Annotated in this window: 10 protein-coding genes; 7 read left to right on the forward strand and 3 right to left on the reverse strand. The window is 73.7% G+C overall.

Translation table 11 applies throughout. From position 1 onward, the window contains the following. The first annotated feature begins 59 nt into the window (after window positions 1-59). The 3 genes from CLV40_RS23835 to CLV40_RS23845 all read left to right on the forward strand — a co-directional run bounded on the left by CLV40_RS23835 (window position 60) and on the right by CLV40_RS23845 (window position 3723). On the forward strand, window positions 60-1313 hold the full coding sequence (locus CLV40_RS23835) for an IS701 family transposase (protein WP_104481209.1): 1254 nt from the start codon (window positions 60-62) through the stop codon (window positions 1311-1313). A gap of 62 nt (window positions 1314-1375) precedes the next feature. Beyond that, a complete protein-coding gene (locus CLV40_RS23840; RefSeq protein ID WP_181043694.1) occupies window positions 1376-2824 on the forward strand; it encodes a sensor histidine kinase in 1449 nt (482 codons plus the stop codon). Beyond that, window positions 2824-3723: a LysR family transcriptional regulator gene (locus CLV40_RS23845; RefSeq protein ID WP_104481254.1), complete on the forward strand. Its 900-nt coding sequence runs from the start codon at window positions 2824-2826 to the stop codon at window positions 3721-3723. The genes CLV40_RS23840 and CLV40_RS23845 overlap by 1 nt, the downstream gene beginning before the upstream one ends. Window positions 3724-3731: 8 nt before the next feature. Here CLV40_RS23845 and CLV40_RS23850 read toward each other — a convergent pair whose 3' ends face one another. From CLV40_RS23850 to CLV40_RS23860, 3 genes are all read right to left on the reverse strand, one after another. Continuing rightward, window positions 3732-5024, reverse strand: coding sequence for a pyridoxal-phosphate dependent enzyme (locus tag CLV40_RS23850; protein ID WP_181043695.1), 1293 nt, complete (start codon window positions 5022-5024; stop codon window positions 3732-3734). 251 nt (window positions 5025-5275) lie between these two features. Continuing rightward, window positions 5276-6781 carry an AMP-binding protein gene (locus CLV40_RS23855; RefSeq protein ID WP_146108206.1) on the reverse strand — a complete coding sequence of 502 codons (1506 nt, stop codon included), beginning with the start codon at window positions 6779-6781 and terminating at the stop codon, window positions 5276-5278. 199 nt (window positions 6782-6980) lie between these two features. Further along, on the reverse strand, window positions 6981-8825 hold the full coding sequence (locus CLV40_RS23860; RefSeq protein WP_104481213.1) for a S8 family peptidase: 1845 nt from the start codon (window positions 8823-8825) through the stop codon (window positions 6981-6983). A gap of 314 nt (window positions 8826-9139) precedes the next feature. Between CLV40_RS23860 and CLV40_RS23865 the strand changes: the two genes are divergently transcribed. The 4 genes from CLV40_RS23865 to CLV40_RS23880 all read left to right on the forward strand — a co-directional run bounded on the left by CLV40_RS23865 (window position 9140) and on the right by CLV40_RS23880 (window position 12062). Next, the gene (locus CLV40_RS23865; protein WP_104481214.1) at window positions 9140-9961 is read left to right on the forward strand and encodes a class I SAM-dependent methyltransferase; all 822 of its coding nucleotides are present in this window, start codon (window positions 9140-9142) and stop codon (window positions 9959-9961) included. Between the two features lie 4 nt (window positions 9962-9965). Continuing rightward, window positions 9966-10574: a TetR/AcrR family transcriptional regulator gene (locus tag CLV40_RS23870; RefSeq protein WP_104481215.1), complete on the forward strand. Its 609-nt coding sequence runs from the start codon at window positions 9966-9968 to the stop codon at window positions 10572-10574. A 119-nt stretch (window positions 10575-10693) separates the two neighbouring features. After that, window positions 10694-11131 carry a DUF6292 family protein gene (locus CLV40_RS23875; protein ID WP_181043696.1) on the forward strand — a complete coding sequence of 146 codons (438 nt, stop codon included), beginning with the start codon at window positions 10694-10696 and terminating at the stop codon, window positions 11129-11131. Window positions 11132-11291: 160 nt separating this feature from the next. Then, window positions 11292-12062 carry a GAF and ANTAR domain-containing protein gene (locus CLV40_RS23880; protein ID WP_245931516.1) on the forward strand — a complete coding sequence of 257 codons (771 nt, stop codon included), beginning with the start codon at window positions 11292-11294 and terminating at the stop codon, window positions 12060-12062. Window positions 12063-12509 lie beyond the last annotated feature (447 nt).

Below are 12509 nucleotides of genomic sequence, written 5' to 3' on the forward strand. Positions count from 1 at the left end.
GCTCACGGCCGTGGCACCACCGGGAAACCGCGTCCGCCGGATCGCGACAGGTTGGTGGCATGCGACAGAGAACCGAGGAGTGGGTACCGTTGACCGGCTATGGGGGAACAGGGACATCCGTACTGGAGAACGTCGACGACCTCGCGCAGTTCTGCAAGGAGCTTTTCTCGCACATACCGCGCTCGGATCAGCGGCGGTGGGCGGAGGTCTACACGAGAGGGCTCATTTCGGTGCCGGGCCGCAAATCCATCCGGCGCATCGCGGACTACATGGTCGGCTGGCGGGCCGACCAGTGCCTGCAGCAGTTCGTCAACCAGAGCCCGTGGCAGTGGCAGCCGGTGCGGCGCAGCCTGGCGCACCAGCTGGGCGCCGGGCTGCGGCCGCGGGCGTGGTTGGTCGAGGAGGTCGTCTTCCCGAAGAACGGCGACCGCTCGGTCGGGGTGTGCAAGCAGTACTCGACCTCCGCGCAGCGCATGCTCAACTGCCAGCTGGGCCTGGCGGTCATGCTCGCCGGTGACGACGCCGCCTGCGCGGTCAACTGGCGGCTGATGCTGCCGCAGTCGTGGGACGCCGACGAGGTGCGGCGCGGCCGGGCGCACGTGCCCGACCACGAGCGGCACGCGCCGCGCGGGCAGCAGGTGCTGGCCGCGATCGACGAGCTGCTCGACGGCTGGGACCTGCCGCCCGCCCCGGTCGTGGTCGACGCCGAGCAGGACCCGGACACCGAACCGCTGCTGCAGGGCTTGGAGGAGCGGGGACTGCGCTACCTCGTGCGGGTCGGCGAGCGCACCCCCGCGCTGCCCGCCACCCCGCGCACGCCGGCCGACGCGCGCCGCGCGCCGACCGTGGGCGAGCTGGTGGCGCTCTCGGCGCGGCAGGGCCGGATGACGGTGAACTGGCGCGACCGGGTGGACGGCACGTCCACCACGTCCCGGTTCTCCGCCACCGCGGTCCCCGGCGGCCCGCCGCTGGGCGCGCCGGTGCGCCTGGACCCGCGCCGCCCGTACCGACCGGCCCGCGGCGTGCTGGCCGAGTGGTCGCTCGGCGGCGGTCGCCCGACCGCGCTGTGGATCAACAACCTGGGCAGCGCCCGGCTGCCGGACCTGATCGCGCTGACCAAGCTGCGGTCGCGGGTCACCGGGGAGATGACCAGGATGCGCGAGGAGTTCGGCCTGCAGAGCTTCGAGGGCCGGTCCTTCCGCGGCTGGCACCACCACGTGACCCTGGTCTCGGCCGCGCACGTCTACCGGACGCTGCGCAGGCTGGAGGCCGAGCGCGCGGACGAGACCGTGCAACTGCGACCGAGGGCCTGATCGCCGTGGAACCGCCCCCACCCGCGGCGGGCACCCGAGGCGGACCGCCCGGGGTGTCCACTGTGCCCGGCCCGGATGACGTGCCCCCGCCCGGGGTCCTCGCGCGGCTGCGCGACGTCGAGCTGTTCGCCGACCTCGACGCCGACGGCCTGCGGTGGGTGGCCGGGGCGGGGTCGGTGGTGCGGCTCGACGACCGGGCCGTGCTGTTCGAGGACGGCCAGCCGGGCGACCGGTTCTACGTCCTGCTCGGCGGTGAACTGCTGATCACCAAGGTGGTCGAGGGCCGCGAGGAGGTGTTCGGCAGGCACCGCGCCCGCCCGGAGCGGGACGAGTCCGACCCGGACGGCAAACCCCGCGCGGCCCACCAGTTCACCGGCGAGCTGCCGATGCTGGCGGGCGGCGGTTACGTCGCCAAGGCGGTCGCGGTCGGCGAGACCACGCTGCTGGCCTACGACCGCGACGGGTTCTACGAGATCCTGGCCCGCTTCCCCCGGGTGTGCCAGGTGCTGCTGCCGGTGCTGGCCTGGCGGATCCACTCCTACGAGGAACGCGCGGGCAGGCGCACGATGCTGGAGGGGCTGGGCACGCTCGCCGCCGGGCTGGCGCACGAGCTGAACAACCCCACCGCCGCGCTCATGCGCACCGCGGGCATCCTCCGGGAGGCCGTGTCCGACCTCGTGCACCGCGCCGCGGACTGGGCGAAGGCGGCGACCCCCGCCGAACGGGTGCTGCTCGGCGGGGTGATCGCCCGCTTCGGCGGCACCCCGGTGGTCGACGCGCTGGCCGCCGCCGACGCCGCCGACCTGGCCGAGGAGTGGCTCGCCGAGCGGGGTGTCGACGCCGACCCCGAGCTGGCGACCACGCTGGCCGACCACGGCGTGGGGCTGGCGGTGCTGGCGGAGGTCGCGGAGGGCGTGCGGGCGGCGGCGCTGCCCGCCGCGCTGCACTGGCTGTGCCTGTCGCTGCACGTCGACGCGCTGGTAAACGACATCACCGAGGCGGGCGGGCGGATCGAGTCGCTGGTCTCCTCGACCAAGACCTACAGCAACCTCAACCGCGCGCCGCAGCAGGACGTGGACGTGGTGAAGGGCATCGAGGCGACCGTGGCGATGCAGGCGGCGAAGCTGCGGCGGGTGCGGGTGCGCCGGGAGTACGCGGAGGTGCCGCCGGTGCGCGGGTACCCGAGCGAGCTCAACCAGGTGTGGACCAACCTCATCGACAACGCGGTGGACGCCATGGGCGGGGTCGGCGAGCTGTGGCTGGCCGCCCGGCGCGAGGCCGAGGACGTGGTGGTGGAGGTGCGGGACAACGGGCCCGGCGTGCCGCAGGACGTGCTGCCCTGGTTGTTCCAGCCGTTCTTCACCACCAAGGACATCGGCAAGGGCACCGGGCTCGGCCTGCACGTCTGCCGCGACGTGGTGACCCAGCGGCACTCCGGGACCATCGAGGTCACCTCCGTGCCCGGCGACACCCGCTTCACCGTCCGGCTGCCCGCGGTGCGCGGGTGCTGATGGAACCACCGCACCTGACGGCCTTCGTCGCCGTCGTCGACATCGGCAGCTTCACCCGCGCCGCCGCCCGGCTGCGGATCTCCCAGCCCACGGTGACCGCCCGGGTGAAGGCGCTGGAGCACCACCTGGGGTCGCAGCTGCTCGAGCGGTTGCCGACCGGCCCCCGGGTGACCGCGGCGGGCGCGGCGCTGCTGCCGTACGCCAGGGAGATCATCGCGCTGACCGAGCGCGCCAGGGCCGCGGTCGCCGCGGGCGGGGAACCGCACGGGCACGTCGACGTGGGCACCGTGGAGAGCCTGACCAGCTACCGGTTGCTGCCGATGATCGAGCACATCTACCTGCGCTACCCGAAGGTCCAGATCTCGCTGCACTCCTCGGCCTGCGGGGAGACCATCACCCGGGTGCGCGAGGGGCGGCTGGACTGCGCGTTCTTCGTGGACGCCGTGGGCGGCCGGGAGGACCTGGAGACGCGGATCCTGTGCCCGGAACCGCTGGTCCTGGTCGCCGACCAGGACCACCCGCTGGTCCACGCCCGCGAGGTGGGCGTCGACGACCTGGTGCACGCGACCCTGATCCGGGCCGACAGCGGGGCCGACTACCACCTGGAGTTCGAGCGGCTGATCGGGCTCGACGTCGCGGTCGACCGGCCGCGGGTCTTCGAGCTGGACTCGATCGACGCGGCCAAGCGGAGCGCGGCGGCGGGATTGGGCATGGCGCTGCTCCCGACGGTGGCGGTCGCGGACGAGTTGGCGCGGGGCGAACTCCACCGGATCCCCTGGCGGCCGCCCTTCGAGGTGTGCACCCAGGTCGCGTGGCGGCGCGTGGGCACCGGGCACCCGGCGGTGACCGCGCTGGTGGAGACCGCGACGAAGGTCATCGCGGAGCAGGGGGCCGAGTGACCTCCCGGTCAGCAGTGCCTCGGGGTGGGGCGGTGCGCGGGGTCCACCGGGTGCAGTGCGCGGGTGGCCGCGCGCAGTTCGTCGTCCGTCGGCACCCCGGCCTCCGCCGCGGCGCCCTCGCGGAACGCGTGCACGTCCGAGTACCCGTGCCCACCGAGGCAAACCAGGACAGGGCCCTCCGGGTGTTCCGCCGTCACCACCTTCTCGGCCGCGGCGAGCGCGTGCGCCGCCTCCGGTGACGGGACGATCGTCTCGCTCAAGGTGAACAGCCGTCCCGCGCGCAGCGCCGCGCCCTCTTCGACCGCTTCCGCCTCGATCGCCCCCGTGTGGCGCAGGGCCGAGATCAGCTTCCCGACGGCGGGCACCCGCAAACCGGGCGCGTGGGTGCGCGTCTTGGGGGAGTGCGTGCCCAACGTGTACACGGCCTGGAAGGGCGCGGTCGGTTCCAGCCGGTCGTAGGCGTACACACCGCGCGTCAGCACGGGCATGCTCGCCGACTCCACCGCCAGCAGCCGGGGCGCGCGGGTGCCGAACGCCCTGGCCTCGGTCAGGAACGGCAGCGCCAGCCCGCCGAAGTGGGTGCCCGCGCCCGCCGCGCCGATCACGACCGCCACCTCGACGTCCACATCGGACAGTTGCTGCCTGCTCTCGATCCCGATCACCGACTGGTGCAGGATGCTGTACGTGGCGCCGAACCCGCCGCAGTACCGGACTCCCTCCCGGTCCGCCGCGTAGGTCGCCGCGTCGCCGACAACCCGCGACAGCGAATCGCCGGACGGGCGCACGCTCGCGCCCAGGTTCTCCAGCACTTCCGCTTGGTAGCGCTGGGTTTCCAGCAGCGCGCGGGTGGCGAAGACCGTGCAGCGGAGGCCGAACAGGGCGCACGCCGAGGCCAGCGCGACACCCCACCGCGCGCCCACCGTGCCCGTGGCGAGTTCGACCGCGCCCGCCTCCCGGTGGTAGTACGCCTGGGCCAGGGCGGTGTTCAGCTGGTGCCCGCCCGCGACGTTGCCGCCCTCGTACTTCACGTATACCGGAGCCCGGGCGCCGATCGCGTCCTCGAAAGCGGTCGCCCGCCACAGCCGCGTCGGCCGGTACCGCGCGTACGCTTCCCGCACCTCCTCGGGGATCCGCCAGTACTCGCGCTCCTGCGCGCACTGGCGGGCCAGCTCGTCCGGGAGCAGCGGCGCGGCGGAACCCTTGCCGGAGAAGCGGTCCGGCGGCAGGGGGCCGCGGAGGTAGGGGAGCACGCTGCGCCAGTCGGTCGGCACGGCGGTGGGGGTGGGCGGCGGTGCGGACATCGGCGGTGACCTCCGGTTCTCCACGGGGAGATCGCGGGCGCGATCCCGGCGGGCGGGGTGTGCGCGGGCCTGGACGTCGGACATCGGGACGGGCGCGCTTCCCGGGCGGTGGCCGGGTGTGTTCGCGGAGGACGGTCGGCCACCCCTGGCCGATCACCGCCATGATGGCGCACACCCCGCCTCCCTGTCCGGCGGTGCGCGCAAGTGGGTCACCGACGCCGCGGGGTGGACGTCGGTGACCCGGGGGGAGGTCAGTCGGGAACGCGGACCAGGTCACCGTGGTCGTCCCAGCGGACGCGCAGGCCCGTGCGGAAGCGGCGGGCGCCCGCGGGGCCGTGCGGGTCGGGGGTGAACCGGTCGTCGGTCCGGCCCGGGTCGGCGAGGTAGCCGTCGGCCACGCACCGCCCGCCCAGGTGCAGGTCACCGGGGACACCGGGCGGCGCGAGGTGTCCGGTGCGGTCGACCACCTGGGCGGTGACGCCGGTGATCGGGCGGCCCAGCGCCGCGCCGTCGCGCGCGGTGAGCGCCACCTGGGTCTCCGGCCGCGCGAACAGCCGCACGACCCGCGCGTCCGGTCCCGGTTCGCCGCCCGTCACGCAGACGTGACGCAGGTGTCCCAAGGGGATCCCGGGAAGTTCCACCCCATCACGCAAGTGCACGTGGGTGACGCGGTCCGCCACCACCTGCGCGGCCAAGGGCGTCCGGTCGCGCGCGATCACGGTGCCGCCCACGGCCAGGGTCGGCACCACCTCGCGGAACAACGCCCCGGGGTCGACGCCCGGCGACGCGAGCACGCGGCTGTCGTGGTCCATGCTCAAGGAGACGAGTTGCCATGCCGTGAGGTTGAACAGCGGTTCCGCGCTCATCGCCACGTAGCCGCCGTCCACCGGCGCGAGGTAGCCGCCCGCCCGCTGTGGTCGCTCACCCTCCGCGAGCGGACCGGCCGCGCCGATGAGGTCGTCCGGTGACAGGAGCGTGACGCCCGCCGGGTGGTCGTCGCCGTCCGGGGGAGCCGCGCCGACGACAACGCGGCAGCCGGTGCGCCGCAACGGATCGCCGTGGTTCGTGGGCGGGAGCAACAGGTATCGCGCACCTATCCGCAACACCGCCAGCAGGGTGGTCACCGTGTCGGTGAGCGTGTCGGTTGCCAGGCCGACGACGTCGTCGGCCCGCGCGCCCCGCGCCCGCAGCACGGCGGTGGTGGCCCGGACGGCTTCCTCCAGGTTGCGGTAGGTGAGCCTGCTCCCGTTCTCCTCCACCGCCACCGAGTCCGCCCGCCGCTCGGCCGTGCGGCGCAGCCAGCCGACCAAGTGCCAGACGGGCGGGCGGAACCAGAGCTCGTCCGCGGCGCGCGACTGCTCGGCCGAGGCGTCGGTGAACAGGTCCGCGAGCGGGGTGTCCGGATCGGCCACCACGCGGGCGAGCGCGCCGTGCAGGGAATCGAGGAGCCCGTCGGCGTAGGCGGCGGGCAGGGTGTGGTCGAGTTCCAGCACCCACACCGGTTCCACGTGGGTCGCGACGAGCCGGATCTTCGCCTCCGACCACACCGCTTCCGGTGCCTCGGCCGGGACGTCCAGGGTGGAGAGGTAGTCGCGGAACGGCACGCGCCAGTCGACGGGCGCGGCGACCGTCGAGTCCGCACCGCCGTGCCTGCCGATCGCGGCACCGAACACGGCCGCGAGGAACGCCGCGGGCGCGCGCCCCACCCGACCGGCGGACCGCGCCAGTTCCAGGTCGTCGACCGAGATCGCCTGCATGACCACCCTCCCGCCCTCGTGAACGATTCCAGCGTAGGTCCGTTTCCCGTGCTGTCGCTTGAGGAATGGCCGTGGTGTCGATAGGGGTCCCCGATGGGGACATAGCGCGTTTTCCGGGAACGTCGGAACAAAGCGCGGGTCTCGCGACCAGGGCGAAGCCCCCGGCGTGCAGGGGCACCGGGGGCTTCGCTGGAACCGCCTAGACCGTCAGGGTCCAGGAGTCGATCTTGCCGGTGTCGTTGGCGTAGGTGTCCTGGACGCGCAGCTTCCAGGTCCCGTTCTTCGCCTCCGACGACAGGTTGACCGTGTACGAGCGGTTGATGTTGTCCGCGGACCCGCCCGCCTTGTCGTGCAGGACGTACGTGCTGCCGTCCGGCGCGACGAGGGTCACGACGAGGTCGGCGATGTACGTGTGCTCGATGTTCACCGCGACCGTGGCGGTCGCGGAGGCGTTGCCCGTGCAGCCGGACACCGCGACCGGGCTCTCGGTGGTGGCCAGGTCGTTGATCGGGTAGTCGGTCCCGTTGGTGACGGGGCCGCAGGTGCCCGTCGTGCCCACGGTGAGCGCGAACGCCACCGTCCCGGTGCGCCCCGCGGAGTCGCGGGCGGTGACGGTGACGTTCGCGGTGCCCGCCGCGGTTGGGGTGCCCGAGATCGCGCCGGTGGACGCGGTGATCGTCAGGCCCGCGGGCAGGCCGGTCGCCGACCAGGTGTAGGGCGCGGTACCGCCCGACGCGCTGTTGTTCAGCGAGTACGGCTGGCCCACCACGGCGTTCTGGGCGCCGGGGTTGGCCACGGTGACCTCACCGGGCTGGCTGCCGTTCATGAAGGCGGTGTGGAGCAGCACGTTCGGCGAGCCCGTGCCCGCGCTGGTCACCTTGCCGGTGGTGCCGTTGGTGACCAGTGCGTCGCGGACCTGCTGCGGGGTGGCCGACGGGTTCTGCCCGAGGTACACCGCCGCGGAACCCGCCACGTGCGGGGACGCCATCGAGGTGCCGGTCATCGTCGCCGAGCCGGTGTTGTTGTTGTACGCGGCCGAGACGATGTTGGTGCCCGGCGCGAACAGGTCGAGGCAGCGACCGTAGTTGCTCGTCGAGTTGCGGCCGTCGGTGTTGTTGGTGTTGCCGACGGTGATCGCCGCGGGCAGCTTCTGCGGGCTGTAGCCGCAGGCGTCGTCGCTGGAGTTGCCCGCCGCCTGGACCCACTGCACGCCACTGGCGATCAGGGCCGCCACCGCGTTGTCCATGGTGGTGTCCGAGCACCGCTGGCTGCACCCGATGCTGTAGTTGACCACGGCGGGCTTGACCGCGTTGGTCTTGATCCAGTTGATGCCCGCGATGATGTCGTCGTTGCCGCCGGAACCGCCGCAGCTGAGCACCCGCACCGCCACGACGGTCGCCTTCTTGGCGATGCCGTAGGTGGTGCCCGCCGCCGTGCCCGCCACGTGCGTGCCGTGGCCGTGGCAGTCCTGCGGGGTGCTGTCGTCGTCCACGAAGTCGTAGCCGGGTGCGATCCGACCCGTGAAGTCCTGGTGGTTGGCGTTGATGCCGGTGTCCATGACGTACACCCGCGCGCCCTGCCCCGGGTTGGCCGGGTAGCTGAACGCGCGGTTGAGCGGCAGGTCCCGCTGGTCGATCCGGTCGTCCCCCCAGTTCGGGGGGTTGCTCTGGGTGTCGGCCAGGCGCACGGTGGTGACCTGCTGGACGTAGCGCACGGCCGGGTCCTTCGCCACCTCGGCCGCGGCGGTCGCGGACATGGTGGCGGAGTAGCCGTTGAAACCGGCGTCGTAGGTGTGCCGGACCCGACCGCCGTACCGGTGGGTCAGCGCCGCCGCGGTCGAGCCGACCGAGTGCAGGCCCTGCCCCTGGGCCTTGAACACCACGATGTACCGGTCCGGCACCGAGTCCGGCGCGCCCGCGTTCAGCACCGCGGGCGCGGTCTCCTCGGCCGAGAAGGCGGGCGGGGCCACGATGGCGGCGACCCCGGCCAGCGCGGCCGCGGAGACGATGACCGTCTTCGTTCTCAGCGACAAACGTTTCTTCATGTGCTGTCGGATTCCTCACTTCGCAGGGTGTGGGGAGCGGGTACGCGTCCCAAACACCCGCTCCACCGCCGAGAACAGTGCAATTCGCCCGGTTCGCCGGACAAGGCGCCCGGGTTGCCGGTTGAGGGTTTCGCTGTGAACGCCCAGTTCGCGGACTCGCGGGCGGCGCCGGGACCGGAACGTTCACACCCGTACACAGGGCGCGGAACGGCTCCGCGCCGAACGGGTCCGGCCGGGGCCCGTTCGCGCGCCGGGGGCGGCGACCCGCTACCATGAACGCACGTTCATGAACGCGTGTTCACGAGGGGTGAGGCATGGCTGACGTGGTGAACACCGGGCAGGCCGAGGCGTGGAACGGCTACGAGGGGCGGCACTGGGCCGACAACGCCGACCGGTTCGACGACGTCAACGGCGGGTTCAACGCCCACCTCCTCGACGCCGTCCGGCCCGGGGACCGGGTGCTGGACATCGGGTGCGGCACCGGCCAGGTGACCCGCCAGGCCGCCGCCCGGTCCGGGACCGGCGCGGTGCTCGGCGTCGACCTCTCCGCCCCGATGCTCGGCACGGCGGAGCGGCTCGCTGCTGGGTTGTCCACTGTGGACTTCTTGCGGGCAGACGCCCAGGTCCACCCCTTCGCGCCCGGCTCCTTCGACGTCGCCGTCAGCCGGTTCGGGGTGATGTTCTTCGCGGACCCGGTCGCGGCGTTCGTCAACGTCGGCCGGGCGCTCGGCCCCGGTGGGCGGCTCCGGTTCCTCTGCCTCTCCGGGTTCGCGGGCACCGACCTCGGCTCGGTCTTCGACGCGATGGCCCCGCACATCCCCAACCCGACCGGCGCCGACGGCACCGGGCCCACCTCGTTCGCCGACCCCGACCGCGCCCGCGACGTGCTGACCCGGGCCGGTTTCCGCGACTTCGCCTGCGCCAAGGTCGAGGCCGACCAGGTCTGGGGGCGCGACGTCCCCGACGCCGCCGCGTTCATGGCCGACTGGGGACCCGTCCGCCACCACCTCGGCCAGGTCGCGCCGGAGGCCGCCGAGCGGGCGAAAGCCGCGCTCGTCGAGGCGCTCGGGCGGTTCGCGGTGGGGGGTGCCGTGCGGCTCAAGGGCGAGGCGTGGCTCGTGTCCGCGGGGATCTGACGCCGTGTCACCGAGGACGGCGGCGGTCCTGCGGGAGCGCGGTGGGGACCTCCGGGAGCACCTGGTGCGCACCGCCGCCCGGATGATCGCCGCGGGCGGGGCGGTGGGGCTCACCGTGCGGGCCATCGCGCGGGAGGCGGGGGTCGCGGACGGGGTGCTCTACAACCACTTCGCGGACAAGGACGAGTTGCTGGCCGACGCCGTGCTGGCGCACGCGCGGGCCGTCGTGTCCGGGCTGGGCGCCTTGCCGACCCCCGGCGACGGCGACCTGGCCGCCAACCTCCGCGCGCACCTCGACCACGGCCTCGCCCTGCACCGGGCCGTGCTCCCGGTGCTGGCCGGACTGGTCGGGCAGCCCGGCGTCCTGGCCCGCGTGTCCACAAGGGAGGGTGAGCCGCCCTGGCGCGCGCGGCTGCTGGACTACCTGCGCGCCGAGCGCGACCTGGGCCGCCTGCACCCGGACGCGGACGTGGGGGCCGCCGCCGCGGTGCTCGTCGGCGTGTGCCACGACGAGGTGCTCTCCGCCGTGCTCGGCTCCCCGGCGGGCGGGCCGTCCGCCGGGTCGGTCGTGGCCGTGGTGCTGGACGGGATCGGCGCTCGTCCTATGGGGTGAGAGCGGAGTCCGAGGTCACGTAGTGCGGTGGCAACGGTGACGGGAAATCACGTTTGACCGCCGCCGCGCCGGAGCATGTCCCCATCACCGGTGTCCGTGTGTGGAAAGGTGAGTCCGCTGTGACCGCGATCCTGGAGCCCTCGCTCGGATTTCAGCACCCCGCCCACCGCGCGCTGCGTGCGTACCTGCACGCCGTGGCCGCGGAACTGGGCATCGGACCGGAGTCGACCACGGTCGACGACGACACGCCGGTCTCCGGTTACCTGGCCGTCGACCTGCGGCTGCCCTCCCACCCCGGCCGCGACGTCGCCCTGCTGTGGGACGAGCGGCACGGCTGGTCGGCCGCCGTCGAGACGCACTCCGGGGAGGACCTGATCGTCGTCGGCTACCTCGGCGGCGACACCGTCGCCCCGTCGCCCGCGCGCGTCGCCCGGTTCACCAACGCCCTCCAGCGCGGCGACCGCGCGGCGGCGTCGACCACCCCGCCCGCCATCCGCGCCGCTGCGGGCCCGGAGGAGTTGGCCGCGCTGTTCCGGACCACCCTCGCTGCCGCCTAGCCGCCCCCGCCCGGCCCTCCCGCCGCGTGCGGGGGGCCGGGCGGACAGCCGTAGGATGCTCCGGAACGACTCCGCGTTGAGCAGCCAGCGCCGATCCACGCCACGACGGTGTGGTGGACCGTCAGCGAACAGCGTGGTTGGACGAAGCGGAGTACGACTGGTGAGCGAGGAACGAGACCGGGACGGGGCCCTCCCGCCCGAGTCCACCGTCGGGCCGCTGGCGGGGCAGCTGGTGTCCCTCACGACCGAGCTGCTGGCCGCCGGGTCGCTGGTCGACGTGCTGGAGCGCGTCGTGGTGATGGCCAAGGACGTGGTCGGGTCCGCCGACCTGGTCAGCGTGACCCTGCGCGGCCCCGACGGCGCCTTCCACACGCCGGTGCTGACCGACGCCGTGGCCGCCGAGCTGGACCAGCTGCAGTACGAGTTCGGCGAGGGCGCCTGCGTCGAGTGCGCGCGGCCCGCCGGTCCCGCCGCGGCCTACAGCCCCGACCTGGCCGTCGACCCGCGCTGGCCGCGGTTCGGCGCGGGGGCCTCCCAGCGGGGATTCCACTCGCTGGCCTCCGCCGCGCTGCTGCCCGACGCCGCCGCGCCCCGGCTCTCCGGCGCGCTCAACGCCTACTCGCGGGAACCGCACGTCTTCGACCAGCAGGACCGCGACGCGCTGATGCTGCTGGCCACCCACGCTTCCCTGGCCCTGACCGCCACCGAGGGCGTCACCCGGGCCCAGCTGCTGGTCGAGCAGCTGCGGGACGCGCTGGACAGCCGGGACGTGATCGGGCAGGCCAAGGGGATCCTGATGGCCCGCCGCGGCGTCGGGGCCGACGAGGCCTTCGACACGCTGCGCCGGGCGTCGCAGAACATCAACGTGAAGCTGCGGGAGCTGGCCAAGACCCTGGTCGCCCGCCACCACACCCTCGATCCGCTCGACTGAACCCGCGCGCACCCACCCGTGGGGTGTCCGTGCCCGCACCACCCGTCGGGCCGCTCCTCGCGGGGCGGCCCGACGGACGGCTTCACCATGAGCCCCCGTGCTGCTGCTTAACACGCGGGGCTCAAGACCAGGCGGGTCACGCACGCACGAGGACAAGCGGGAGATACCCACCCGGCGATCATCCATGCGCGTGATCGGGTGACCCGGGTAACCGTTTGGACACGGCCCGCGCCCGGCGGCGCCCCCGCACAATCCGACCGGCGGTGCGCACCGGGTCGGGTCCGGTCGCGGGCACGCGCACGTCCGATGGCCGACGGCGCGGATCGTCCCATGAATTCCGCGCGTGGACAATCGGTTGCCACGGCCGCTCCGGAATGGAGCCTGGTAAAACCGCACATGTGCGATGTTCACGCTTTCTCTTGTCGCCACCCAGGGCTGGTCGTACGC

It is taken from the genome of Actinokineospora auranticolor (genome assembly GCF_002934265.1).
Taxonomy (GTDB): Bacteria; Actinomycetota; Actinomycetes; order Mycobacteriales; family Pseudonocardiaceae; genus Actinokineospora; species Actinokineospora auranticolor.